27 protein-coding genes are annotated in these 25,334 nt (G+C 38.1%); 18 read left to right on the top strand and 9 right to left on the bottom strand.

What is annotated here, in order from left to right:
• Positions 1-4 precede the first annotated feature (4 nt).
• Positions 5-1,759 carry a WG repeat-containing protein gene (locus ACN6MT_RS28485; protein ID WP_419954155.1) on the top strand — a complete coding sequence of 585 codons (1,755 nt, stop codon included), beginning with the start codon at positions 5-7 and terminating at the stop codon, positions 1,757-1,759.
• 68 nt (positions 1,760-1,827) lie between these two features.
• Positions 1,828-2,454: an arylformamidase gene (gene kynB / locus ACN6MT_RS28480; RefSeq protein WP_419954154.1), complete on the top strand. Its 627-nt coding sequence runs from the start codon at positions 1,828-1,830 to the stop codon at positions 2,452-2,454.
• A 363-nt stretch (positions 2,455-2,817) separates the two neighbouring features.
• Here kynB and ACN6MT_RS28475 read toward each other — a convergent pair whose 3' ends face one another.
• The gene (locus ACN6MT_RS28475) at positions 2,818-3,909 is read right to left on the bottom strand and encodes a copper resistance D family protein (RefSeq protein ID WP_419954153.1); all 1,092 of its coding nucleotides are present in this window, start codon (positions 3,907-3,909) and stop codon (positions 2,818-2,820) included.
• Positions 3,910-4,506 (bottom strand): copper resistance CopC family protein, encoded by a 597-nt coding sequence (locus ACN6MT_RS28470; RefSeq protein ID WP_419954152.1) that lies wholly within the window; start codon positions 4,504-4,506, stop codon positions 3,910-3,912.
• A gap of 234 nt (positions 4,507-4,740) precedes the next feature.
• Between ACN6MT_RS28470 and ACN6MT_RS28465 the strand changes: the two genes are divergently transcribed.
• The 5 genes from ACN6MT_RS28465 (at position 4,741) to ACN6MT_RS28445 (ending at position 8,265) form a co-directional block, all read left to right on the top strand.
• Entirely contained in the window at positions 4,741-4,995 is a 255-nt protein-coding gene (locus ACN6MT_RS28465) for a hypothetical protein (RefSeq protein ID WP_063253137.1), read from the top strand.
• A gap of 45 nt (positions 4,996-5,040) precedes the next feature.
• Positions 5,041-5,250: a heavy-metal-associated domain-containing protein gene (locus ACN6MT_RS28460; RefSeq protein WP_063253136.1), complete on the top strand. Its 210-nt coding sequence runs from the start codon at positions 5,041-5,043 to the stop codon at positions 5,248-5,250.
• A gap of 133 nt (positions 5,251-5,383) precedes the next feature.
• On the top strand, positions 5,384-6,520 hold the full coding sequence (locus ACN6MT_RS28455) for a DEAD/DEAH box helicase (RefSeq protein ID WP_063253135.1): 1,137 nt from the start codon (positions 5,384-5,386) through the stop codon (positions 6,518-6,520).
• 87 nt (positions 6,521-6,607) lie between these two features.
• Positions 6,608-8,077, top strand: a complete 1,470-nt coding sequence (locus ACN6MT_RS28450; protein ID WP_419954151.1) for an amidase family protein — start codon at positions 6,608-6,610, stop codon at positions 8,075-8,077.
• Positions 8,078-8,130: 53 nt separating this feature from the next.
• Complete coding sequence (locus ACN6MT_RS28445; protein WP_257029373.1) at positions 8,131-8,265, top strand: hypothetical protein; 135 nt, start codon at positions 8,131-8,133, stop codon at positions 8,263-8,265.
• Positions 8,266-8,316: 51 nt separating this feature from the next.
• On the opposite strand, the gene ACN6MT_RS28440 is transcribed toward ACN6MT_RS28445, so the two are convergent.
• From ACN6MT_RS28440 to ACN6MT_RS28430, 3 genes are all read right to left on the bottom strand, one after another.
• Positions 8,317-9,849 (bottom strand): FAD-dependent oxidoreductase, encoded by a 1,533-nt coding sequence (locus ACN6MT_RS28440; RefSeq protein ID WP_419954150.1) that lies wholly within the window; start codon positions 9,847-9,849, stop codon positions 8,317-8,319.
• 200 nt (positions 9,850-10,049) lie between these two features.
• Complete coding sequence (locus tag ACN6MT_RS28435; protein WP_419954149.1) at positions 10,050-10,190, bottom strand: hypothetical protein; 141 nt, start codon at positions 10,188-10,190, stop codon at positions 10,050-10,052.
• Positions 10,191-10,239: 49 nt separating this feature from the next.
• A complete protein-coding gene (locus tag ACN6MT_RS28430; RefSeq protein ID WP_157411759.1) occupies positions 10,240-10,614 on the bottom strand; it encodes a DUF1360 domain-containing protein in 375 nt (124 codons plus the stop codon).
• A 98-nt stretch (positions 10,615-10,712) separates the two neighbouring features.
• Between ACN6MT_RS28430 and safA the strand changes: the two genes are divergently transcribed.
• From safA to ACN6MT_RS28375, 11 genes are all read left to right on the top strand, one after another.
• Positions 10,713-11,327, top strand: coding sequence for a SafA/ExsA family spore coat assembly protein (gene safA, locus ACN6MT_RS28425; RefSeq protein ID WP_419954148.1), 615 nt, complete (start codon positions 10,713-10,715; stop codon positions 11,325-11,327).
• 140 nt (positions 11,328-11,467) lie between these two features.
• Positions 11,468-11,815: a hypothetical protein gene (locus ACN6MT_RS28420; protein ID WP_063253130.1), complete on the top strand. Its 348-nt coding sequence runs from the start codon at positions 11,468-11,470 to the stop codon at positions 11,813-11,815.
• Positions 11,816-11,831: 16 nt separating this feature from the next.
• Positions 11,832-12,476, top strand: a complete 645-nt coding sequence (locus ACN6MT_RS28415; RefSeq protein WP_063253129.1) for a PspA/IM30 family protein — start codon at positions 11,832-11,834, stop codon at positions 12,474-12,476.
• A gap of 92 nt (positions 12,477-12,568) precedes the next feature.
• Positions 12,569-13,303, top strand: coding sequence for a cell wall-active antibiotics response protein LiaF (liaF, locus tag ACN6MT_RS28410; protein WP_419954147.1), 735 nt, complete (start codon positions 12,569-12,571; stop codon positions 13,301-13,303).
• On the top strand, positions 13,300-14,325 hold the full coding sequence (locus ACN6MT_RS28405; RefSeq protein ID WP_063253127.1) for a sensor histidine kinase: 1,026 nt from the start codon (positions 13,300-13,302) through the stop codon (positions 14,323-14,325). The genes liaF and ACN6MT_RS28405 overlap by 4 nt, the downstream gene beginning before the upstream one ends.
• 18 nt (positions 14,326-14,343) lie before the next feature.
• Complete coding sequence (locus tag ACN6MT_RS28400) at positions 14,344-14,976, top strand: response regulator transcription factor (protein WP_063253126.1); 633 nt, start codon at positions 14,344-14,346, stop codon at positions 14,974-14,976.
• Positions 14,977-15,105: 129 nt separating this feature from the next.
• The gene (efeO, locus tag ACN6MT_RS28395; protein WP_419954146.1) at positions 15,106-15,954 is read left to right on the top strand and encodes an iron uptake system protein EfeO; all 849 of its coding nucleotides are present in this window, start codon (positions 15,106-15,108) and stop codon (positions 15,952-15,954) included.
• Positions 15,955-17,247 (top strand): iron uptake transporter deferrochelatase/peroxidase subunit, encoded by a 1,293-nt coding sequence (gene efeB, locus ACN6MT_RS28390; RefSeq protein ID WP_419954145.1) that lies wholly within the window; start codon positions 15,955-15,957, stop codon positions 17,245-17,247.
• Positions 17,248-17,281: 34 nt separating this feature from the next.
• Positions 17,282-19,027, top strand: coding sequence for an FTR1 family iron permease (locus ACN6MT_RS28385; RefSeq protein ID WP_419954144.1), 1,746 nt, complete (start codon positions 17,282-17,284; stop codon positions 19,025-19,027).
• Positions 19,028-19,136: 109 nt separating this feature from the next.
• On the top strand, positions 19,137-20,465 hold the full coding sequence (locus ACN6MT_RS28380) for an oligosaccharide flippase family protein (RefSeq protein ID WP_063253122.1): 1,329 nt from the start codon (positions 19,137-19,139) through the stop codon (positions 20,463-20,465).
• Positions 20,466-20,550: 85 nt separating this feature from the next.
• Positions 20,551-21,069: an RNA polymerase sigma factor gene (locus ACN6MT_RS28375; RefSeq protein ID WP_063253121.1), complete on the top strand. Its 519-nt coding sequence runs from the start codon at positions 20,551-20,553 to the stop codon at positions 21,067-21,069.
• 34 nt (positions 21,070-21,103) lie between these two features.
• On the opposite strand, the gene ACN6MT_RS28370 is transcribed toward ACN6MT_RS28375, so the two are convergent.
• The 4 genes from ACN6MT_RS28370 to ACN6MT_RS28355 all read right to left on the bottom strand — a co-directional run bounded on the left by ACN6MT_RS28370 (position 21,104) and on the right by ACN6MT_RS28355 (position 25,121).
• Positions 21,104-21,739 carry a Bax inhibitor-1 family protein gene (locus ACN6MT_RS28370; RefSeq protein ID WP_419954143.1) on the bottom strand — a complete coding sequence of 212 codons (636 nt, stop codon included), beginning with the start codon at positions 21,737-21,739 and terminating at the stop codon, positions 21,104-21,106.
• A 63-nt stretch (positions 21,740-21,802) separates the two neighbouring features.
• A complete protein-coding gene (gene mscL / locus ACN6MT_RS28365; RefSeq protein WP_063253119.1) occupies positions 21,803-22,177 on the bottom strand; it encodes a large conductance mechanosensitive channel protein MscL in 375 nt (124 codons plus the stop codon).
• Between the two features lie 80 nt (positions 22,178-22,257).
• Positions 22,258-23,490: an aminopeptidase gene (locus ACN6MT_RS28360; protein WP_419956546.1), complete on the bottom strand. Its 1,233-nt coding sequence runs from the start codon at positions 23,488-23,490 to the stop codon at positions 22,258-22,260.
• A gap of 359 nt (positions 23,491-23,849) precedes the next feature.
• The gene (locus ACN6MT_RS28355; RefSeq protein ID WP_419954142.1) at positions 23,850-25,121 is read right to left on the bottom strand and encodes an MDR family MFS transporter; all 1,272 of its coding nucleotides are present in this window, start codon (positions 25,119-25,121) and stop codon (positions 23,850-23,852) included.
• Positions 25,122-25,334: the final 213 nt, after the last annotated feature.

Below are 25,334 nucleotides of genomic sequence, written 5' to 3'. Positions count from 1 at the left end.
ACGGATGTCTAGAAGAAATATAGAACAAGGAAATTGGATTTCCTACTTGCTTACCTTATCCAGAATGGTTTACCTTTTTCCTGCAGAAGTCAAAGAAATTGGCGGAGGTAAGTGGGGATATATCAATGGTAAGGGGAATTTTGTTCTTCCTCCCAAATATGAAATGGCACGTGAGTTTCAGGAAAGTGGCTTAGCTATCATTCAATTAAATAATCTTACAGGTATTATCAACAACGAGGGGTATTTCATTGTAAAACCAAAATATGACACAATCAGTCCATTTTCCGAAGGTCGTGCCACTGCGATTGATGACAGAGGTTTTAACGTTTTGGATGAAGCTGGGAAGGAAATTAGCCCGAAGTCATATTCCTTTATTGGAGATTATAAGGAAGGCAGAGCAGTAGTTGCCAATACGAACGAAAATGGTCAGTATTTATATGGATATTTAAACAGAAGAGGAAATGAGGTCATTCCGTTGACCTACGATTCTGCTAGTGACTTTCACGACGGTAAAGCCCTTGTTAAAGTGAATGAGGGCAACTATGCACTCATTGATCTAACAGGAAACGTATTGAATTCTTACTCTTATCCATTTGTCGACAATTATGGAGAGGGTATGCTGGCATTTCGTAAAAGTAATGAAGGAAAATGGGGGTATATGGACGAATCAGGCAGGGTAGTGATTGAACCTCAGTTTATCGAAACACAGCATTTCGTTGAAGGTCGTGCGATTGTTAACGTGGAAAATCAACAAAATGGATATGGCTTAATTAATAAGCAGGGGAAGTTTATCATAAAACCTCAGTATTCCAGTTTGATATACCTTGGGGAAAATCAATATGCTCTGGGAAAATCGGTTGATCCCGGGAAGCCGTATCTTCCTAAAAAATATGCAATAGCCGATTCTAATGGTCACATTTTTACTGGGTTCATCTACAATGGTGTGTCCAATTACTTGGATGGCCTGGCATCTGCTTATAATGATGAAATGACGTTCTTTATTGATAAGAGTGGTCAAAGATTGAATTACCTCCCAAAGGTGCAAGGCAGCGGTTCATTAGCATTTGATAAATCTTTAATTAAGGGGGATATCGATCTCCGGATTCTCTATTTCGATAAGAAAGGCAAGTTGATTTGGAAACAAAATACAATCATTCCTTTAAAGAATAATTATTCTGTTATTGAAAACAAATTCAAACCCAATAAAGATTATTTAGTCTACTATCCACAGTTAAAAGGTGTTGAAAATCCGGTGAGTGTTAATCAGACATTGAAGGACATGTCTGGAGTGAACCCAACGGTTGCACATACGCAATTGGACTCAAGCTACGCAGGGGATTTCGATGTAAGCTTTTATCAGAATAACCTGGTGGTTATAGAGATAAATGGATATGATTATCCTTTTGGTGCGGCTCACGGGATGCCTATAAAGAAATATGCCCATATTGACCTAAAAACGGGAAGGTTTTATCAACTTAAGGATTTGTTTAAGAAGGGGGCAGATTATGTAAAAGAAATCAGTGTAATAATCGGGGAACTAATCAATAGTGATGAACAATTTTCCTATGTTTTCCCGAATACGTATAAAGGGATAAAGACAGACCAGCCTTACTATATTAGCCAAGGGGAGTTGAATGTTTATTTCGAACCGTATGAGATTGCCCCTTATGCTGCTGGTTTTCCAACATTTAGGATTCCTTTTAATGCATTAAGCAGTATAATCTATCAAGATGGAGACTTTTGGCGTTCCTTTCATTAATTGACAACACCAGGACGGCGATATATTTTTAACATAGGTTAATAAAATGCTGCCCTAGGAGTGGTTGAATGAAAATAATTGATATTTCTAGAAGGCTTGAAAATGGAATGCCAGTTTGGCCTGGGGATACACCCTTTCACTATGAGGTGTCATGGTCCAAAGCAGAAAGCGGCTCTGTAAACGTAGGGAGCCTTTCAATGAGCACCCATACGGGCACACATGTAGATGCCCCTTTTCATTTTGATGATGATGGAAAAAAGATCATTGAATTGGATCTCGAATTATATATGGGACCTGTAAGAGTCGTCGATATGTCCGGAAAGGTTAGTATAGGAGCTAAGGATTTAGCCGATGTAGATTTAGAAGGTATGAAAAGGGTGTTGTTTCGAACACGATCATGGCAAATTGAATCAGAATTCCCAGAAAAAATCCCCCATTTGGAAGCTAACCTTGGTCCATTCCTAGCGGAGAGGGGAATTAGGCTGATTGGGGTAGATGTTCCATCGGTCGATCCTATTGACAGCAAAGACCTGCATGCTCATCATAGTTTAAATGATAATGGAATTCATATCCTTGAATCCATCCTTTTAGATGAGGTAGAGCCGGGGGATTATGAATTAATTGCTTTGCCGCTGCCATTGGTTGAAGGGGATGGGAGTCCGGTAAGAGCGGTATTACGTTTACTTTCCAATTAATTTTCGAGAAAAGACTTACTCTCTTTTAGTTAAGCTGTGTGTCCTTAACCGAGTAACCTGCAAAAGTAAAATAAGCGTAGATTTTCCGATTAAATGCAGAATGGAGCTCACTACGGGGGAAATAAGCGGAGGTTTTCCACTTAATCAAAGCAAAATCTCCCGTTTTCCAATTTTACGAGCCAATAGGCGGAATTTCTCAGTCTATTTAAGCCAATTTTAATACTAATTACGATATAAGCGGAATTTCTCCGCCTGTTTATCAGCTCAGGTGCTTACCCTGATCCCCAACTGAGAAAGCTTGATAAATAAAGAAAAAACGTATGCCAATGCATACGTCCAATCTTGTCATTTAATAAGGGAATGCTAGGAAATGCTTAACATAAACCCTATATAGCCTGAAACAATAAATAGTAAGCTCATTATGAGCGCCAAAGCTTTTGGTGCTCTTTTTATGAAAGTTACAATAACTAGCGCTAGGAAAAGAATAGCAATTAGAAATAGGATTATGGAAACAATCCCAGGGGAAAAATCGATAGGGAAATTTATCTCACCTGGATGAAACAAGGAAAATAGCTTAGAAGCACCTTCTGCTCTAATCATCGCACTAAGTTCATGGGGTGGTGAAACTTGTCCCAGTGCACCAGTAATAGAAAAAATAATCAAAACGATAATACTTTCTAGCTTAGCCCATGGAAGCGGATTATAAGAAGGATCATTTTTGAGTTTCTTCCGAATCAAAAAGCTATTGATAAAGGCAAAAGCTAATAAAGGCAAAATGGCAATGTGTTTGATTAATAATGCCTGCCCATAGGAAATAGACGTTACACTAACATAATTGGACAATTCCATATGAAAGGTCATTAATGATATCCCTGTTATGGTTGTAGTAACGAAACATAACATAGCAACAGGTGAAAACCACTTTAAAAATTTAAGCCAATGATCATGGTTCTGTGAAAACCAACTTACCACCAATAGTATTCCAACCCATGTTGTTATCGCCAAAAAGTGAGCGCTGTGCGTAAGGAAACCCGCCATTTTAGATAATGAAGCTGCGTGACTTGACCATCCAAGGGAAGCGATTAAGATTAGTGTAAAGGCAAGACCAGTTAAAGAAAATAACGGTTTTTGCTCCAGTTTAATTGGAATTAGATATACAAATAGAATTAACGAAATAATCCCCGTACTAACCCAAGTCTTACCTACCTCGAAATTCGTTAACACAGACTCAAGGGTATAGCCTAAACCTAAGTCCTCATATAAATATAGAACTATTTTTAATACCGGTAAGAATGAAAATAGAGCGATTCCTAACGCGGCACCTAATAGTATGACTTTGGGTATCTTTATTTCTGGTCGAACTGATTTGGGAACCAGATTAACAATAAAGCTTCCTAATAACAACGAAAAACAACTATAAAGTAATGCCTCACTTACAATGCCTGCAATAAACATCTAGACTTGTTTCCTCCTAAAAATCAACCAATAGCTTGCAAACCCTAAAACAATAATCAAACCAATAATAGCTGGGAGTACATAATTCATGATTTTAGGTTCATTTAAAGCATCCTCTTTTACTCCTGCTGCTTGATCTTTCAGTACCGTATCTGTGACTGCGGCAGATGTTACCTCGGCAGTAGTCGCATCAGCAACAGATGATTGTGTCTCACTTTGTTCTGGAGAGGCAGCATTTATAGGTAGCTCGGTGGTGAAAGGGATATCCCCTTCAAGTGGATGACCGTCTTCTCCAATGATTTTCCAATGTATCGTATACGCTCCATTTACAAGGTTGTCCTCTACATTGGCGACTAATTGATTACCACTAATTGTAACAGTAGAAAGTGGAATAGAGTCATTTTTTTCATTCAGTAATGTAAAAGAGCTAGTGGGTTCTAGGGCTGTTTCAAAAGTTAGTGTGATTGCTTTAAGTGATTCGGATACAATCTCTCCATTTTTAGGAGTAGAATCTTCCAAATGGGAATGAGCAAATACATTTGCTCCAAAAATAAAAAACAAAAACGTGGACAGTAGAGCAATTTTATTTAACATCATTTTCAACTCCGATATATTGTTATCTGGTTGTTTCTCATTTTACCACTAAATAAGAGGGGTCATCGTACATTCAAGATAATGTTCACAATACGTTCAAAAATAGCTTTTTACTATCCCTAAGGTAGTTATCAGCCGAAGTCTATGAAAAACAATTTATGAGCGTGATTTAAATCAATTCTATAAAGTGAAAAAAATGCTACACTGGAAAAAATCGTAGTCATGGGAGATGAGATTATGAGCAGTTTTCAGATAGAAGGAAAAAAAGCCGTTATAGATATTCGTGAGAGGGTCCTAAAGGGAGAACATCCACGCAGGGAAATCTTAAATTTTGTAAAAACGGCACCAGTTGGGACGATATTTGAAATTCATTTACCCCACCGTGGGGAGCCATTAGTTGCTACTTTTCAATCGATGGGCATGAATGCAATCGTCAGCGAAGTAGAACCTCAGCACTTCCGATTGATGGCTATTAAAATGCATGAAATTTAGCTAATATACTGTTAGAATTGCCATTTTAGAAAGGGGATATTCAAAGTGAGTATAATTCAGTTATCTCTAAATGATGTTGCCTGTTCGGGATGTATTGGAAAAATAAAAAGGAAAATAAAAAGATATAACGGGATTGAAAAGGTAAAGATATTAGCTGGAAGTGGAAAAATTGAAATTAACTATAATGAAGCAATTATAGAATCTGAAGAAATAAACTCAACCATTCATAAATTGGCTATCCGAACATTTGATTAATAGATGAATTGAAACGATGACCCATTCCGTGCTTAGGAATGGGTTTTTTATGGACACAATTTAGTAAATAGGATAGTATCAAAGTCATGTGTGGATATAATATGAAGAAATGAGATAGATAAAGGAGTCCAATATGTTAAATACCTTAAGCCCTTTTTTACAGGAAAACTGGGAAAAATCAGGATTTCAACAACCTACTTCCATTCAGGATACAGCCATTCCTCTGATTCTTAATGGAAAAGATGTAATTGCAGAATCGCCAACTGGTACGGGTAAGACACTTGCTTATTTATTACCATTATTAAATAAAGTTGAACCTAATTCACAATCATTACAAGCTGTAGTTTTAGCGTCATCACAGGAATTGGTTATGCAGGTTTATCAAGAATTTCAAAAGTGGTCCGAAGGAAGTGCGATTAGAGGCACATCCATCATTGGAGGAGCCAACGTAAAACGTCAACTCGAAAAGCTAAAAAAGCGCCCTCATGTTATTTTTGCGACACCAGGCCGATTATTTGAACTGATCAAACAGAAAAAAGTAAAGATGCACGAAGTGAAGCTGGTAGTCTTAGATGAGGGAGATCAGCTTTTAATTCCTGAGCATTTAAACACAGTCCAAAATATTGTCAAATCGACGATGGGCGACCGACAAGTTGTGTTGTTCTCAGCAACGATGAAAGCTGGAACAGAGAAATTGGCAAAGGAAATAACGAAGGAGCCCGAAATACTTCGAATAGAAAAGGATGAGCTGGCGTCCTCTGGAGAGGTTGAGCATATCTATTTTACTGCCGAGCCTAGAGATAAGATTAAGCTTCTTGAAAAAATTGTGCGTTTAGATCATATCAAAGCCTTAGCATTTATTAATGATATTGGGGAAATCCAAGTTTTTAAAGAAAAGTTCAATTTCAAAGAGTTATCAACAGGAATTCTACATAGTGATATGAAGAAATTAGAACGGCAGGCGGAGCTCAAGGCTTTCCGTGATGGCAAAACAAAAATGCTAATTGCTACGGATGTCGCTGCAAGGGGATTGGATATTCAAGGAGTCACTCATGTTGTCCATGTCGATTTCCCTAGGGATATTGCTCAGTACGTTCACAGAGCTGGCAGAACAGGAAGAATGGGAGCAAATGGCACCGTTATTTCATTAGTAACCGAAAGAGAAGAGAGAGAATTAAAAAAATATTGTCAAGAACTTAACGTCACTCCAAATAAGAGGATTTTTTATAAAGGGCAAATTGCTGAGCCCGAACAAAAAGTACGGCGTTAAACAAAGACAGTGGGACTTTCCTGCTGTCTTTTATTATTGCAGGAATACCCTTTTTCTTATAGAATTTTATCAACGGGAGGGGAAAAAATGGAAAGTGAAAAATTAAATAAATATCTCGATCATTGGATTGAGGAAGCGACCATCACCCAGATGCAGGAAAAAATGTCTAGCGGAGAGCTAACATCCAAAGAACTTGTGTTGATGTATCTACATAGAATTTCTGTTTATGATAAAAGTATCCACTCAATCCTTGAGGTCAACCCAGATGCGCTGCATATTGCCTCTGCACTTGATACTGAACGGAAGGAAACGGGGCCGCGCAGTGCGTTGCACGGTATTCCCATATTGATAAAAGACAATATTGATACTGCAGATAAAATGCATACTAGCGCTGGGTCTTTGGCTTTAAAGGATTCCATTGCGTTAAGAGATTCTCATGTGGCAGAACAGCTTCGGACCGCAGGAGCAGTCATTCTTGGGAAAACGAATATGACGGAATGGGCAAACTTTATGGCCTATGGCATGAAAAGCGGGTATAGCTCCCGTGGCGGTCAAGTATTAAATCCTTATGGACCTGGACAATTTGATGTCGGCGGCTCAAGTTCCGGTTCTGGTGCAGCTATTGCTGCGAATTTAGCGGCTGCAGCGATAGGAACAGAAACGTCTGGATCCATTTTGAATCCCTCCTGCCAAAATTCATTAGTCGGTATCAAACCAACAGTCGGTTTAATCAGTAGAAGAGGTATTATACCAATTGCTCATACTCAGGATACAGCGGGACCAATGACAAGGACTGTTAGAGATGCAGCCATTCTCTTGAATGCATTGACAGGAAAAGATGAAGAAGACCCAATAACGAAAACAAATCCACTAGCTGAGAAGGACTTTACTGAACATTTACGTAAAGACGGACTCAAGGGAAAACGGATTGGCATTGCCTTAGATGGATTCACTGAACATTTAAGTGAAGAGACGCTAAAGATTTTCCATGATGCTGTTGCTGTTTTAGAGGCAGCTGGTGCGGAGATTATTGAACATATCGACATTCCATCTGCGAATGCAAAATGGCGGTATGACGTATTAACCTTTGAATTTAAACCTGACTTAAACGCATATTTAAACGGACTTCATCCAGCTATACCCATTAGAACATTGAATGATTTAATTCAATTTAATAAGGAAAATGAAGAAAAAATGCTTAAGTATGGACAGGAGGTCCTAATTCAATCCAATGCAACCAGTGGTTCTTTAACGGAATCGGATTATGTAAATTCGTTGGAATTTGATTTTTATCATTCCACCAAACAAGGAATTGATTATGCGCTCGAGAAGTATCAATTAGACGTTATTCTGTTTCCTAGTGAAGAGGCCTCACATATTAGTGCGAAGGCTGGTTATCCGACCATTGCGGTACCTGCTGGTTATACATCTATCGGAGAACCTGTTGGAATTACTTTTGCCGGAAGCGCCTATAGTGAGCCTATCTTGATTGAAGCCGCTTTTGCGTTTGAACAATTAACAAAGTTCCGTAAAGCACCAGTTCTTAGGGGAGAATAACTTCAATTATTTTCACTCATACTAAATGTATTCTCTAAAAAGGAGATGATAGTATGGGTAGACAAAAACTCGGTAACGCCAATGCCCAGCGAAATAATAATCGTAAAAAGGCCATGAGAACGCCTGAAGAACTCGTTGAATTTGAAACGGGAGAAAAATTAAAACGCAACCGTCCACATGGCAAATAAAGAAAGCGCCTCCTGTTTAGGGAGGCGTTTCATTTTTATGAATTTACGGCATTATACATCGCCAACATTTTTTAGTGCCTTTTTCGCTGGTCCTTCAATGACTTCTCCATTATATGCAAACCGCGAGCCGTGACATGGGCAATCCCATGATTTTTCTGCACGGTTCCATTCACATTCACAGCCTAAATGTGTACAAGTCGTATCCACAATGTAAAGCTTTCCGTTTTCATCCTTATAGGCACCAGCACGTTGTCCATTGTGCATGACAACAGAACCTTCTCCATTGACTAAATCCCCAGGGTCCTTTGGCACAAACTCAAGTTTTCCTTTAATTAAATGCTTCGCCACATCCGCATTGGTTGAAATAATCGACTTAATATCCGGGTCCGCGTCAAAACGAGATGGAGAATATAATTCCTTATATGGATTTTCACGGTTTAATACATAATCAGTAAGAAGATGGGCAGCAAGAATACCTGAAGTCATTCCCCACTTTTTATAGCCGGTTGCCACTAAGATATGCTCTTTGTCTTGTGTTAGCGGACCAATATAAGGCACCTTGTCTAGTGTCACCAAATCCTGTGCAGACCAGCGGTAGTGATACTCAGAAAGGTCAAACACATCTTTTGCAAACGACTCTAGTGCAACATAGTGGCTAAGTGTATCAACACCCTGACCTGTTTTATGATTTTCGCCTCCAAGAATAAGAAGATTCCCTCCATCAATTGGTGTATAGCGAATGGAACGTGACGGACTATCAGCACTGATATACATTCCGCCAGGATATTCCTGATTGGTTTTAATCCCGATGGCGTAAGATCTTTCCGCGTACATTCTTGCAAAATATAGGCCTGGTTTATCATAAAATGGGAAATGGGAGGCAATGATCACTTGTTTACATGCCACCTTAGGCCCGCCCTTTATCTTAACCTTTGGCTGGGCAGTTTCAACATCTTCAATCCCAGCTGCAACTGAATTTTCATAAACCTTACACCCAGCTTTGATCGCCTCTTCTAACAGCCCTTTTAAAAATTTAAGTGGATGATATTGTGCCTGATTACGCATTAATAGTGCAGATTTTATTTGAATATCAAATGGAATATTGCCTACCAGGTCACCATCAATTCCGAGCCTTTGATAGGCAGACATTTCGGTTTCAAGTTTCCTATCATACTGATCAGTGGTTGCATAAACAAAAGCATCTTGTTTGCTAAAATCACAATCGATTCCTTTTTCGTTCGAGGTATTCTCAACAAATTTAATCGCATTTGATGCGGATTCGAAATATAACTTAGCCTTTTCCTCGCCAAAATGGCTGATTAATTCATCGTATATCAATCCATGTTGAGCAGTCAGCTTTGCGGTGGTATGTCCCGTTGTTCCGTTTAACACTCCGCCCGCTTCAATAATGGCGACCTTTACACCTTCTTTTGCAAGCAAATAAGCAGCAGTAATACCTGTTATACCTGCACCAACAATGGCAACGTCAACTGTAGTATCCTCATTCAAGGTTTCAAACGTTGGCAGCTCTATTTCACGCCAATAGGTTCTAGGGAAATGGTGGGTACTTTCTGATGAACTCATATGTCTTCCTCCAGTACTGTATTCATATGATTAATTTTTCCAACTTTGTTGATATCATGTAACGATAATTTATAAAAAAATATTATTTGAAAATAGATTTGATTGACGAAAAGAGCCTGTCCGCATTTCAGCCATACATGGAGACATCAATATAAAGAAAGAACCCTGAATTCCAGGGTTCTAAACGTTATTTTACAAGATTAGTCCGTTTCTTTTTTAATCGGGTCAACACGGGTGGAGTCTTCGGAGTTAAGCGTTCCTCTTAAAAAGTAAACCATTGTACCCCCAACTAAACCAAGACAAATGATAAAACCAATGGCAGTTACCCACCATGCAGCCATTCAAATCCCCCCTTTCCTAATGTTTATGCGAAAGGGGGAGATTTCTGTATTATTTTTTCTTCTCTAATTCTGCATAATAATCGACTTTCTTAATATTTACTCCGACAAACGTTTCAATGATGGATTGACCTCCTGCAATGGAAAAAATCAAGATGATCACAAACGTTACCCGGGGAAATAGTAAATATCCGCCTCCAAGAAATATGGCACTCCAAACTCCTGCGCACCAATAACATTTCAATAAATAACCGAACATGCCTTTTGGTACTTCCTTTGTTTCAATTCCATGATTGGTTTCTACTTTCACTTTCTTCATGAAAGGCCTGCGTATAAACTCGGTAATTTTATCAAAAACAATTAAATGGGTTAATCGATAACTAGCTAGAACTAACATCACATAGGTAATCCATGAAATATCTCTCACTATTTCTCCTCCACAAAGATTCAGTTAAAAAATATATTATTTCCATCTGTATATTTTGAGCCTTAAATCAAAAATATATATATCGGAGGAGGCGTAAAATGAAAAAATCATTTTGGTTTAGTTTGCTGTTTTTACTATCACTTATTAGCATTCCAAATGTATCCTTTGCCCAGCAAATATATACTGTTCAGCCAGGGGATACACTTTGGAAAATCGCAGTTCGTTACCAAGTTGGGATATCTGAAATCATCTCTGCAAATCCCCAATTTAGGAACCCAAACCTGATTTATCCAGGAAATAAAGTTACCATTCCTAATTATGATGCAACGAAAAGCATTGAAAGCCAAGTCGTTCAATTAACCAATCAAGAACGAGCAAAAAATGGATTGAGAGCCCTAACTCCAGATTGGGAACTTTCAAGAGTGGCGCGTTATAAGTCTATAGACATGAGGGATAAAAACTATTTCAGCCATGATAGTCCGACTTACGGCAGTCCATTTACCATGATGAAGAATTTTGGGATTTCCTATCGTTCGGCAGGCGAAAATATTGCTGCAGGGCAAACAACGGCACAGGAAGTTGTTCGAGCTTGGATGAACAGCCCGGGCCACCGTGCAAATATACTAAGCGGAAATTATACGCATATAGGTGTTGGGTACGCAAAAGGCGGATCACAAAGACATTATTGGACACAAATGTTTATTTCAAAATAATCAATGGAAGGGTCAGTTCCTGAAAGGGGACTGACCCTTTCTACGTCTCAAGACCGAGATGAAAATAAAGCGCTGGTTCGTTATGAGAAATTTGGAATAGAGGTAAGATGAAATCAAGATAAAGAAAGGAGGAATACAAAATGAAAAAATTTGGTTTACTTTTAGTTGGAGGAATTGCAGCGATCATCTTACTATCAACTATTGGTCCGCTGGTAGGGTTACTAGTTGGTCTTGGGATCCTATACTTCATCTTCAAGCAATTTTTAAAGGCTGATTCGACGGGAAGCAAGATTGTTCTTGGGATTATCGGATTTTTTGTCCTAATGGCTTCCATTCATAATGCTCCTGCTATTATTGGTGTTGTTGCTGCATATGTACTTTATCTTGTTTACAAAAACTGGAGTAAAAGCAAAAATACGGTGGTAAAAGAGGATCATGATCCATTTATAAATTTTGAAAAGCAATGGAATGAACTAAACAAAAACTAATTAGGAGAGATAAAATATGACGAACCTATTAACACGAATTAAAGATACGATTATGGCAGATTTACATGCTGCTGTTGACCAAAAAGAAAAGAAAAATCCAATTGCGCTTCTGAACCAATATCTTCGTCAATGTGAGCAAGAGACTGAAAAGGTAAGGAAACTTGTCGAACGCCAATATGCACTAAAAGATGAATTTACAAGAGAATATTCTCAAGCTGTAGAATTGGCAGAGAAAAGAAAGTATCAGGCCCAAATCGCTTCTAAAGCGGGTGAAACCGAGCTGTATGAGTTTGCGGCAGCAGAACATCAGCAATACTCAAGCCGTGTTGAACGACTTTCTAATTCACTAGAACAAGTAAAAAGTCAGCTAGGTGAATTAGAAAGAAAATATGAGGAAATGAAACATAAATTAAAAGATATGCAAATCCGACGATTGGAATTGATGGGTCGTGAAAATGTAACCCGTGCCAATCATCGTATGAATCAAGTTTTGGACTCAAACCTGACATCTAACAATACAAACACACGTTTTCAAGAAATTGATACTTACTTAGATCGTTTAGATCATCAAGTAAAAAGTGAATATTACCGTGATACCATTGACGCTAGAATTGCACAATTGGAAAAAGAAATGAAATTAGAAGAAAGCAAGTCCATTTAATAACCAAAACATGGTATTCTATAAAGGTGCAGCCATTGCACCTTTTTGGCCATATCATGGATACGAAAACCAACAAGGGAGGGATAGGCCAAATGTTAAAAAATGCAAAAAATGATTATACGGGATGGCTGGTCGTTATTGGGGTTGTCGTACTGCTGCTAGAAATTCTATTTTTTAACAGTGGTCTAATTTTCTCTCTTATATTTTCTGGCGGACTCATTTATATAGGAAGAAGAAAAGCGGGGAAGAAGAGTGGTAAGGTTCTTTTCCTAGCAGGAATCATTTTCCTTTTAATTAGTGTGTTTAGTATGATGACCTTTAGATTTTTATTGTTGGCGATTCTCCTTCATTTTATCATTCAATATTCTAGCTCTAAAAAAAATCCAAATAAGATTACATTAGATATCAAAGAATCCGAGCAGGCTCAGCAAAAAGAGACGCTGATCAAGACAAAGCCGCTCTTTGAAAATATATTTTTCGGACAACAAAAAACACCAAGCAGTGTTTATGAATGGAATGATATTAACATCCAATCTGGAATTGGAGATACAATCATAGATTTAAGCTATACGGTTTTGCCGAAGGGTGAAACGATTATCTTTATCCGAAATGTCATTGGCAATATCCAAATCCAAATACCTTATGAAATAGAAGTAAGTGTACATCACACGTCCGTTGTTGGCACCACTAAGGTTTTTGAGAATCATCAGGCTCAGGTTTTTAACCAAGCATTTCACCTTAGGACAGCAGACTATGACCAGGCAGAGCAAAAGGTGAAAATCTTTACCTCCTTGTTGGTAGGCAATTTAGAGGTGAGCCGGATATGAGCACAATACAAAGGCAGGTTATTTGGAATATCGCTTCTTCTGTGATGATTGCACTCGTTATTACGGCAACCTTTATCATGGTTTTTCCGATTTCAGAATGGTCAGAACTATGGAATCGGCATTTTATGGATATCCCATTTGTAATATTTATTCCCGCATTTAGTATTGCTCTAGGTATCCTATTGGGCATTTTTTCCGGTATTTACTGGAGAAGACAGTTTCAGGCTGTTGAGCATTCACTGCACCATTTAGAGCAGGGAAAACAAATTGTCACGGATGGAAAGCAAGCCACTTCAGAAATGCAAGGTATAGCTGAACAGATTGATAGAATAGGCAGGCAAATGTCGGAACAAGCCAAGCTTTCACAACGATTGGCTACAGAAAAGGTGGAAGATCAGGAAGCGAGGATCCAAGAAATCATTGAACAAGAACGAAACCGTCTCGCCCGTGAATTACATGATTCCGTCAGTCAGCAATTATTCGCTGCTTCGATGATGATGTCAGCCATTAATACAACCAGGCAAGGTGTGAATGAAGAGGATAGGGAAGCAAAGCAGTTGAAAATGGTGGAAGAAATGATTCATCAGTCACAACTTGAAATGCGTGCCCTGCTTCTTCATTTGCGTCCGGTTGCCTTGAAAAATAAAACACTGCAAGAAGGAATTGAAGAGTTATTAATCGAATTATCACAGAAAGTAACAATGGAAATTAAATGGAAGGTAGAAGCCTTTCCACTTGATAAAGGAATTGAGGATCATCTTTTCCGTATCCTTCAGGAATCTGTATCCAACACGCTTCGGCATTCAAAGGCGAACGAACTAGAAGTTTTATTGATAAAGCGGGAAGACCTTGTCATTTTAAGAATTGTCGATGATGGGATCGGTTTTGAAGTTGATAACATGAAGGCAGGGTCATACGGAATGCAGAATATGCATGAGAGGGCACTTGAGGTTGGAGGAACTTTAAAGGTAATCAGTGTGAAAAGTAAAGGTACAAGACTGGAAGTAAAGGTACCGGTTTGATAAATGGAGATGGTGTAAATGATTAGAGTCGTATTTGTTGATGATCATGAGATGGTGAGAATAGGCGTTTCTGCTTATTTATCAGCACAGCCAGATATTGAAGTCGTAGGTGAGGCAGCTGATGGTAAAAGGGGAGTGGAGCTGGCACTTGAGCTCAGACCTGATATCATTTTAATGGATTTAGTCATGAAGGAAATGGACGGGATTGAAGCAACTAGACAAATTATTGAAAACTGGCCAGAAGCAAAAGTTATTATCGTTACTAGCTTCCTGGACGATGAAAAGGTGTATCCCGCACTAGAAGCCGGTGCCACTAGCTATATGTTAAAAACATCAAAGGCAGATGAAATTGCTAATGCCGTTCGTGCTACATACCATGGACAGTCTGTCCTTGAGCCCGAAGTAACAGGAAAAATGATGGTGAAAATGCGCCAGAAACAGCAGCATCTGCCACACGAAGAACTCACCACCCGCGAAATGGAAATATTAATGTTAATGGCAGATGGAAAAACAAACCAAGACATTGCTGACGAATTATATATTGCATTGAAAACAGTAAAAACTCATGTAAGTAATATACTGAGTAAACTAAACGTCCAAGACCGAACACAAGCAGTCATTTACGCATTTAAACACTCTTTAAAAAAATAACTCCAGAAAAACTTTCCAATCTGAATAGTTGGAAAGTTTTTTATTTACTATTGAAAAATATTATCAATTGCTGTTATGATACTAACGAGAATGATTATCATTATTATCGGTGATGGGGGATATATATATATGAAATTACTAAAGGTTTCAGGAAGTTTATTATTGTCTAGCAGTCTATTATTTGGTTGTGCTAATTCAGATGAAAATTCAGCGAAAGAGACGGTGAAAGAAACAAAGAATACAGTATCAGAATCATTTTCTGGAGTAACGGATGAATACCGAAAGTATGCTATAGGAGAAATTGAAGAATTTGTAAAGGCAACGGAGGCATTTACGACTGCAGTAAAAAATGGAGATGTTGACCAAGCTAAAGCACTATATGCCACGTCAAGAGTGCACTATGAGCGTGCAGAACCGATAGCTGAAGTATTCGGAGATCTTGATCCAAAAATCGACGCCCGTGAAGGAGATGTCCCAGAGGCTGAATGGGGAGGCTACCATCGTATTGAAAAGGGGTTATGGGTCGAAAACACAACTATTGGCTATGAACAATATGCCGAGCAGTTGATGAAGGATGTAAATCTTTTACGAGCAAAGGTGGATACAGTCGAAGTTACGCCTGACCTATTAATTACGGGGGCGGTAGACCTCTTAAATGAGGTATCTACTTCAAAAGTAACGGGGGAAGAGGATCGATATTCTCATACTGATTTATTTGATTTTGCTGCAAATGTAGAAGGTGCGGACAAAATTTTTCAACTTTTAAACCCTGCCTTAAAGGAAAAGGATGAAGAACTTTCAAAGGAAATTCAAATCCGCTTCGATGACGTTTTTAGCTTATTAAATAAGCACAAAAACGATGAAGGATACAAGGTCTATACGGATTTGACGGAACCTGAGATAAAGGAACTTAGTCAAGCCATTGATGCGCTTGCAGAACCACTTTCAGAAATCGGAATTGTAACGGAGGCATTATAAATGTCTAAGAATGAGTACATCATTAAAGGGGAATCTCCTGGAGTGAAGAAAATTTCACGAAGGGATATTTTGAAAACAGCTGGAGTTGGCGGTGCTGGGATTCTAATTGGTGCATCTGGAATAGGAGGCTTGTTGTCTGTTACAGAAGGGAAGGCATCCAGTGTGAAGGCGAGTGACGTTGTCCCATTTTATGGAAGGCACCAAAGTGGAATTACGACAAAAGCACAAAACCATGTTTATTTTGCTGCCTTGGATGTGACAACTACTAGAAAAGAAGATTTAATCATGCTTTTTAAAGAATGGACGCAGGCAGCAGCATTAATGTCTGAGGGGAAACCGATCGGAGAACTCTCTAGTAATGAATTTCTTCCGCCAAAAGATACGGGAGAGGCGGAGGGATTATCAGCCTCTAATTTAACGATTACTTTTGGGGTCGGTCCTAGTCTTTTCGTAAAGGAGAACCAAGATCGTTTTGGATTAAAAAGTAAGCAGCCTAAGGAGTTAATAGACCTTCCCGCATTTTCATTAGATGCATTAGAAGAGGAATGGACTGGAGGAGATTTATGTATTCAGGCCTGTGCGGATGATATGCAAGTAGCATTTCATGCGGTAAGAAACCTTATTCGAATTGCGAGGGGAAAGGCTGTTTTAAGATGGGCACAGCCGGGATTTCAGCGAACGAAGCAGGCTGATGCAAAAGAAGGAACACCTAGGAACCTGTTTGGCTTCAAGGATGGAAGTGTCAATCCTGATGTAAAAAGTGAAAAACAGATGAATGAACACGTATGGGTTCAGCCGGGTGATGGTCCGAATTGGCTACAGAACGGCAGTTATCTTGTTGTTCGAAGGATTCAAATGTTTATAGAAGTCTGGGATCGTACCAATTTAAAGGAACAGGAAAATACCTTTGGAAGATATCGTGACAGTGGTGCACCCTTTGGGCAAAAAAATGAATTTGACAAACTAGATTTAAATCACAAACAAGCAGACGGAGAGGATACAATCCCTGTAGATTCGCATGTTCGGTTATCACATGGAGATGGATCGCAGCAAATTCTCCGCAGAGGATATTCTTACTCGAATGGAATGGATCTGAAGACGGGGAGCTTTGACGCAGGTCTTCTTTTCTTAAGTTTTCAACGTTCACCAAGTAAACAATTCATTCCCATCCAAAAGAGACTTTCAAAAATGGATAAGTTGAATGAGTATATTTCACATCGAGGCAGCGCCCTTTTCGCCTGTTTACCAGGAACGAAACAGGGAGGTTTTATAGGGGAGACACTCTTTATGTAATGTTTTTCCTATTAAAGAGGAGAGAGATAGATAGATGCAAATGTTATGGAAGCCCTTTATATTATTTTTATCTTTATTCATTATTTTTCAAACTGCCCATCACGTGGCGGCAGCAGAAAACCATGACGAACTGTTTGTATTAATCGGTGATAGTTTAATGAAAGCTAAATCAGGTGATAAGGAAACCGTTTCCAATAACATAGAACAGTTTACTAAGGAATGGGATAAAATCAAGAATATTAATAGTGAACAGACAAAATTGGTTGATCAAAATTTAGTAAAGGTTCAAAGTATACTAGCAAAAGGGGAAATAGAAAAAGAGAAACTCTCTAGTAGTCTCTCAGCATTATCAAGTTCTCTGGTAAAGTATGATGCAGAACAAAACCCTGTAGATCGCACAAAACAAACCGTCAAAGTAAAAAAAATGCTCCCGCTTCTAGAGAATTTGAAAGCAGCTATTTTGGATGGGAATGTAGCGGATATAAAGATTCAGTATCAAAATCTAATGGATCAATGGAATGCTTCTGAGAAAATCGTTCATGATGAAAGTATTGCTTCTTACGGAAATATTGAAAAATACATGGCTTTAATTCGAATTTCAATTACGCAAAACCCTGTGGATTTAAACAAGGCCGAGACGAATGTAGATCAATTAAAACAAGAAGTGGACAACTTTTTAGCCGGTAAATTTTCAAACCAGGTTAAAGGTGATTTTTCTTTAACTGACCTTTCGACACTATTAAAGAAAACTGAAAAAGAGATAGCCAACAAGGAGTATAAGAATTCTATTCAGCATTTAAATGAAATCCTCAACATTTGGCCAATCGTAGAAGGGGAAGTACAAACGAGAGACAGTAAGTTATATAGTGAAATGGAAACAAAAATTCCAACAGCGATCAGTATTCTAAGTTCTGAAAAGGTGAATGGTTCAAAGGCATTGGCTATCGTTAAGGAATTAAATGCGAATTTAGAACCATTAATTAGTAAAACCAATTATTCTTTTTGGGATTCTGCACTTATTCTATTAAGGGAAGGGCTAGAGGGATTATTAATCATTGCTACCTTACTTGCCTTTTTAAAGAAAATGGGCCAGTCTTCTCAACAAAAATGGATTTGGACAGGCGTGGCAGGAGGGATCTTAGCAAGTGCCTTCCTAGCAGTTTTTATCAATATAATCTTTTCCAAGATAACTGCAGCATCCAGTCGAGAATATATTGAAGGAATAACTGGTATATTGGCTGTGGTTATGATGCTATCCGTTGGAGCATGGCTTCATAAAAAATCTAGTATTGACAATTGGAATAAGTATGTAAAGCAACAGATGCAGCAGGCGATTGCAAAAGGAAGCCTCTTTTCATTTGCCGTCATCAGTTTTCTTTCGATTTTTCGTGAAGGGGCCGAGACGATTATTTTTTACACCGGAATAACACCGTATATAAGCATGCAGCAGCTTGTGCTAGGTATTGTCCTAGCAGTAATCATTTTAGTGATTTTCGGCTTTGCAATTATTTACTACAGTGTAAAAATTCCCATTCATGTATTTTTTAAAGTGGCAACATTTGTGATTTATTTCCTAGCGTTTAAAATGCTCGGAATTAGTATCCACGCTTTACAGATTTCTAAGGTCTTTTCGACGAGCACAGTGATTAACTTCCCGTTTGTTGATTGGATTGGATTGTACCCAACCTGGGAAACCACTGTCCCCCAATTATTGTTAGTGGTTATCATTCTCTTTATGACTTGGGCAGTTAGAAAACAGACGATAGAAAAAAATGTTTAGAAAGGGCAAAGAGCCCTTTTTTTTTATGCTTTTTTTATTTCTCTCTACTATTCAAAGAACTTGTCTCATAGCTTATTAAAAGTGAGATTGTTTTAAAGGGGAGTTCGTGATGGCTATCTTTTACAAAGGAATATTATTTTTAGCTCTATCCGCCTTTTTAGGGGAAGGTGTGGAGTTCTTAGTTAATCTAATACTAGCAAAAGAACTGGGCAAGCATGGATTAGGTTTATATATGTCTATCCTTCCATCGATTTATCTTCTCGTTCTGTTGTCGAGTTTTGAACTGCCGGTTTCCATATCAAAATTTGTTGCTGAGAAAGAGGAAAAGTTTCATCGGAATATTCTTTATCATGCGATTACGATTACCATTATTTTTACTTGTATCCTCTTTTTGGTTGCTATGGTCCTCCTTCCATTTATTTCAGTTTTTAATGGATACCATCCATATACACGCTGGCTGATTATTCTGTTAGTTCCTGTCATTTCTTTTACCTCTGTAGCGCGAGGCTATTTCATGGGAAGGCATCACATGGGTAAGATCGCCATTGCTAATTTCATAAGAAAGTCTATTCAGCTAGTCTTGTTATTTGCTTTATTTCGTTTTTTCCAATTTGACTCAGAAACCGCAGTATTAATTGCGATTGCCTCATTTATTGGCAGTGAAATAGCTGTATTTCTTTATTTATGTTACATGTTAATCATTCACTTCCAACAATTAAAACGTATGCCCTTTTCAAATTTGAATCGAAAGGCTGTCCGTAAAAATTTAATGGCTGTCTCGGTACCCACAACAGGATTGCGTTTATTCTCAGCATTAACTGGGGCAATACAACCCTTTTTAATCAAGGCAGCATTGGTTAAATCTGGACTCTCTGAAACAATTGCTACTGAACATTTTGGCATGCTTATGGGGGTTGCTGCTTCAATTGGTTTTTTCCCAGCATTTATTGCTCATTCCTTAATGACGGTCTTAATACCCGCAGTTTCTAAAACCTATTCCATGAGAGATTATTCCACACTGCAAAAAATGCTAACACAGGTAATGAGCCTGACATTCTTGTATGGAGTTCCAGCGGTAGTACTCTTCTATCTTTTTGCTCAGCCGCTTACTTCCATTTTCTTTAGTTCATCAATTGCTGCTGTTTACTTACAAATGCTATGGCCGTTCTTTTTATTTCACTTTTTTGTCATGCCCATGCAGGCATTTTTAATTGGTTTAGGACTGATCAAGGAAACGTTTATTCATGGAATTTGGTCGACAATTGTTTCCTTTTCTATTATTATCCTTCTTGCCTCGCGTCCCGAATGGAGGATGGACGGCGTAATTATTGCGATGAATACAGGATCAGTGTTATTGGCACTCATGCATTACTTAAGTATTTGTAAAAAAATCGGCGTATCGATTTTTATGAGGGGCTTAATTCAAAAAAATAATTAAAAAGGTGAGAGTAGGGTGTAGGGGTTAGGCAGTTTTCTTCCGTCTATTAATATGATAAGTGTTAATAGGAAAGAAGGTTTAAAAAATGCGGGATAGATTGACTGATTCTTTTGAATGGATGGTAAAAGAACATGGGAATGCCATCTTTAACTATATATTTTCGTTAGTTAAACAAAAGGAACTTACAGAGGACCTATACCAGGAGGTTTTGATTTCTGCCTATTTAGCGTTTCATAGTATTAAGGAACCATCAAGACTAAAGGGCTGGCTATTTACCATAGCAAGAAATAAGTGTCGGGATTATTGGCGGAAGGAAAATAAAACAAAACAGTTTTGGAAGGAAGATGTGTATTCTTATTCTGCTGCAGTAGAAGTGCCTCCACTTCCGGATGAAGTGTTTTTACATAAAGATTCAGCGGAAAAAATGGCGGAAAGTGTCAAGACGTTACCTGAGATTTATCAGTCTGCTATTTTTTTATATTATTTTGAAGACCTTACATTAATGGAGATATCAGTAAGAAGTAATATCCCAATATCCACAGTGAAAACGAGGATGAAAAGGGGAAAAGAGCACCTTAGACCGAAACTCCAATCCTTTGCATAAGAAAAAGCCGGGAGAGGACTCCCGGCTTCTATTATCAATCCCTAGATGAAAGAATTCCAAAGATCCGCAAAATACTTACGAATAGATTGATAAAGTCTAAGTATAAGTTTAATGCCATTAAAGGAACCTCTTCAGCACTTACACCATACTGCTTCATCCGATTGAAATCGAATAATACATATCCACTAAAAACTAATACTCCTATGAAAGAGAATGCAAGCATACCAGTTGAGCTTAACGGCATGAAGATATTAAAAATAGAAATGGCAACTAAAGCAAGTAACGCTGCTAATAGGAATCCGCCTAAAAAAGAGAAGTTTCGTTTTGATACCGTTGCATAGATGGCTACGCCCGTAAACACGACTGTAGTACTTCCAAAAGCCATTAACACCACGTTTGCTCCGGCAGTCATTGCATAATAAGAAACAATTGGGTACAACGTAATCCCTGAAATAAAAGTGAAGATATAGAGGAACGTATAAGAAATTGCTTTTTTGCGTCTAAAGAAAAAGGCAATCATCAACAAAACGAATTCAAGAATGGCTAATGGTAGGAATAGTGCCGGCGGTACAAAGGTTCCTGCCATAGTTCCAACGAAGGCGATGGCTAGAGAAAGAGCGAATGTCCTAATGACAGATGGCATAAATTCAGTAGATGTTTGAGTATACAATTTACTTCACCTCGAAAATAGTTTATATCTAGAATATACGAAGAAAAGGTCAAGATGTTTCATTTATCTAGAAAAATCTTTTTCTGCTTTTAATAAATCTCGTATTTCAGCAAGAAGTTCTTCTTTCTTATCAATTTGAACCACCACTTTAACTTCTTCTTCCTTCCTTTTAAAACGAGAAAGGAATTTAATAAACATAAATATAGAAAAAGCAATAATTAAGAAATCGATTATTGATTGTAGAAATACCCCATATTTTACTTCTCCAAACGCTAGGTCCGCGACACTAACTCTTCCCACGAGCATCGCAACAATTGGCATAATAATATCTGCTACCAGTGAGGAAACGATTTTGCCGAATGCTCCGCCAATCACAACCCCGACAGCGAGATCAATCACATTGCCTCTCATGGCAAACTTCTTAAACTCATTTAACATGAATAAAAACCTCCAATTTTTAATTTGAATAATCAGCAAAGAGCAGCTCCTATTCAGAAGCTGCTCTTGTTATTATACCATTAAAATGCCCAATTGCCTTTTCTAAATACTGGTTCGCTTGTTCCATCTGCTTTAATGCCGTCAATGTTCATCTCCTGTGAACCGATCATGAAATCAACATGTGTAATACTGTCATTAAGACCATTTTCTTTTAGTTCTTCAGAAGACATTTGCTTACCGCCTTCAATACAGAAAGCATAAGCGCTTCCGATAGCTAAGTGGTTTGAAGCATTCTCATCAAACAAAGTATTATAGAATAATACATTAGATTGTGAAATTGGAGAATTGAAAGGAACTAGTGCTACTTCGCCAAGGTAATGTGAGCCTTCATCTGTTTCCACTAAACGCTTTAAGAACTCTTCACCTTCTTCAGCCTTATAATCAACAATTCTACCGTTTTCAAAAGTCACAGAGAAGCGGTCAATAATATTTCCACCGTAGCTTAATGGCTTCGTACTTGCAACTGTCCCATTTACACCATCACGATGAGGAACGGTAAATACTTCTTCCGTTGGCATATTCGCCATAAATTCAAAACCATTTTCATTTATACTGCCAGCTCCAACCCAAAGATGGTTATGTGGAAGTTCGATGGTTAAATCTGTTCCTGGTGCTGTATAGTGAAGCTTTTGATAGCGTCTTTCATTTAAGTAGTTAACCTTTTCATGTAGGGTTTCATCATGCTTCTTCCAAGCTTCCACAGGATTTTCAGTATCGACACGAACAGCTTTGAAGATGGCGTCCCAAAGTAATGAAACTTGTTGGTCACTTGGTGCATCAGGGAAAACCTTTGCAGCCCAAGCTGGAGATGGAGCGGCTATCACTGTCCAGCTCACTTTATCAGATTGTGCAGCTTGACGGTATTTAGCCAGCGCCGTTCCAGCAGCCTTTTGGAAGTTAGAAATACGTTCAGGATTAACTCCTTTTAATAAGTCAGGGGTGGAAGAAACAATCGCCATAAAAGCTGCCCCTTGATCAACAAAGTCTTCCATTTCCTTTGCACGCCAAACAGGATATGTAGTAAAAGCTTCATCCGGTGCTAAATCATATTTTGTTCTAGATACTACATCGTCAGTCCAGTTAACTACCACGTTATCTGCACCTGCTGTATATGCATTTTTCACAACAAGACGGACAAATTCTGCTGCGTCTATAGTCGTATTTATCACCAAAGTTTGACCCTTTTGAATATTTACACCAACCTTCACGGCAAGCTCTGCATATTTCTCAAGGTTTCTTAGAAAATCACTCATCATATAATCTCCTTTTTTTCAAAATCTTCCTTTTTTATTTTAGCCCTTTTAATAGGAAAAAGAAACTGATAGCAGTTTAATACGGGCACTCTAAAATTAGAAAAAAAATCAGTAGGGATGTGAATCTCTACTGTAATTTGCTTCCATAAACTTTTATATTAAAATAAACACCTGCTGAAAATAATACGAGAAATGTAACAATTCCAGACAATGATGTAGGAGACATAAATTGGGACAATTCCATCAAAAACAACCTCCTTATAGTAGAAAACGATTTCAAATTAATTATAAATCTAAACCACTAAAATGTGTACATTTTAGCACAATTTATTGACATTTTTTTGAACAAAAAAAGGATCCTAATTAGGATCCAATGCGGTTTTCTTTTCAAATGAATAAAACATGAGCCAATATAGCCCTGCGCTTGCAAGTGCTAGAAGGCATAGTACAAAAAATGTCCACTCATACCCTATCAAAACCGTCAATGGTATAGATAATGGAGCAATGGTACGGCTGATGGTGAATCGTAAGCTGGCAGCAGCAAAATATTGGCCTCTCATATGCTCAGGAGCTAGCTTCGAAACAAAGCTTTGTTGAATGCCTGCCCCCATTAACTCTGCAAAAGTAAACACCGCCATCGCGATGATAAATCCCCAAATCCAATGAGTTTGACTAAAGAGGAAAATCGAAATCGCATATATAACAGAAGACAACACAAACACATTTCGTTCTTTATAGCTTCCCATCCATTTCGTAATGACTACCGTTAGCAAAGCAACAAGAAAGCCATTTTCAGCAAGCACAATTCCAAATGCCTGCTCCCCTTTAACGGTAAATGACCAGTCTCCTATTGAAAACAGAGTTTGAAGGTCGATTACATCTTTCATGTAAACAGGAAATAATAAATCCAATTGCATAAAAGTTTGACCAGCTAAGACACCCGCAATGATAAAAAGCAGGAAGGTTTTATCTTTTATGATTAAGGTGTAATCCTTCAGCTGGTTTTGGAGAAAATAGTACCACTTTCGCTCAGCTTTCAATGGATCCACTTTTTGCAACGGTGCTGTTTCCCTTGTCCATTTTGCTAAGATTAACCCAAGCAACATACAAACAATACCGGCAAAGAGCAACGTTTCAAAACGATAGTTCACATAAAAAATTGCCCCTAAAATAGGACCAATTACTACGGCGATATTAATGGAAGTGTAGAAAATGGCAAATACATTACTTCTATCTTTTTCATTAACGACATCTGCTACCATTGCTTGACTGGCAGGCCAATAAAACGAACCAAAAACACCAGCAATAGCGAATGCGATAAATCCCAGCCAAGGTGATTGAAGCCAAGGAGAACTTGCCATAGCAAAAGCTAAGAAAGAAAGACCTTGGCCAAAAGCAGAAAGAACCATCATCCTTTTACGCCCGAAGCGATCGGCACAGTATCCGCCCATTAAGTTCGCGATAACAGAAAATATCTGTGAAAATACCAATAATAAACCTGCTTTGCTTTTACCAAATTCTTCTGCGAAATAGATCGTCAGAAAAGGAAAGAACATCCAAAATGTAATGTTCATCATGGCTTCGCTAAATAAGCGAACCTTTAAATTCGGATCCCAATCTCTAATCCTCATGTTGTACCCCCGAAACCAATATGTATGATAGCGCTTTTTCATCATACTATCCATAAAGAGATAATTACAAGAAAAAAGTAGGTACATAGATATGTAACCTACCCTACAAATGTACAAACCAATGAACCTAATGGTATTTAGCCCTAATCTTTCAAAGCTTGTTTTAAACAGTGCTATTCTGTAAATGAGGTTAAAATATGCTATATTATTAAT

Origin of the sequence: Neobacillus niacini (genome assembly GCF_048572935.1) — a bacterium.
In the GTDB taxonomy this organism is placed as follows: Bacteria; Bacillota; Bacilli; order Bacillales; family Cytobacillaceae; genus Neobacillus; species Neobacillus niacini.
This window is presented reverse-complemented; position numbering and strand designations above follow the sequence as displayed.